Origin of the sequence: Pseudomonas sp. MD195_PC81_125, assembly GCF_014060985.1 — a bacterium.
In the GTDB taxonomy this organism is placed as follows: Bacteria; Pseudomonadota; Gammaproteobacteria; order Pseudomonadales; family Pseudomonadaceae; genus Aquipseudomonas; species Aquipseudomonas parakoreensis.
This window is the reverse complement of sequence record NZ_JABULD010000911.1, coordinates 1-934: the sequence shown is the minus strand read 5'-3', so window position 1 is coordinate 934 and position 934 is coordinate 1. Positions and strand designations below refer to the sequence as shown.

At 43.3% G+C, this 934-nt stretch carries 2 protein-coding genes; one reads left to right on the top strand and one right to left on the bottom strand.

All coding sequences use genetic code 11. The features are described from left to right. A partial coding sequence (locus HT737_RS30290; protein WP_182404661.1) for a phage virion morphogenesis protein occupies window positions 1-248 on the top strand: 248 nt, incomplete at its 5' end. Window positions 249-536: 288 nt separating this feature from the next. On the opposite strand, the gene HT737_RS30285 is transcribed toward HT737_RS30290, so the two are convergent. Continuing rightward, on the bottom strand, window positions 537-934 hold a 398-nt coding region (locus HT737_RS30285), incomplete at its 5' end, for a hypothetical protein (RefSeq protein ID WP_306287327.1).

Sequence of the window (934 nt, the reverse complement as noted above, 5' to 3'; positions counted from 1 at the left end):
AGCTGCACACAGCCAGTTTTCTCAAAGTACAAGGTGATGGGAACACTATCAGTGTTGGCTTCACCGGGCGGATCGCCCGGATTGCCAGAGTGCACCAGTACGGGTTAAAGGATAGAGCAGAGCTCCTCGCCCCATTTGTAAAGTATGATCAAAGGGAGATCTTAGGTATTACCGAGGCAGACGTAAAATTTATGCGGGACTCATTATTACTACAGTTAACAAATAATAGCTTCAACCCTAGATCTTAACCAAGAGATCAGCCAAACAACTGGCCATCAAAGATGGATTAATTTAATATAAGCTTCCTAACTGCTCGTGTCTCCACCATCATTCTTTCACCGTCTGAGGTTAGCAGCCATTGAGGGTCAGCAATATCACTAGTAGTATCTGAAGCAACAACAGCCACAACCCCAAGAGCTTGCATTTGAATTGCTACAGTTTGAAAATCTTGATCTCGCAAAGACGACATATACGTACCAAACCCAAGTTTAGTGCAAAGAGCCTCTAACAAAACGTCCTTAACCGCCGACTCCTTACTACCATTTACAAGATAAGGAGAGATGTAATWAAAAAATCTCACCCCAGGTGCAATCAGCCTTCCACGGACGGGTATTAATGCCATCCCAAAAGCTGCCAAATAACGAATACATATCGCCAAACCCGGCCAAGTTCGGGACATCGTAAATAGCTTTTTTTCTGTTTCTTATTTGCGAAACCTCAAGATTCAGCCTGTCATTTTCTTTACGAAGTTCGTTGATTTCTTTTAAAAGCCCTTCGTTTGAGCCTTCACTTGCGCGCACCCAACCTACAGCGGGAAAAGCTTTCATTGTCTTGACAAGACTCAATGAAACCAGACCTGGCAAATCACTAGGAGACGTCCAATATTTGACTAAACGACCATTCGAAACTTTGTCTCGAAAAGCTTGAAGCTTTA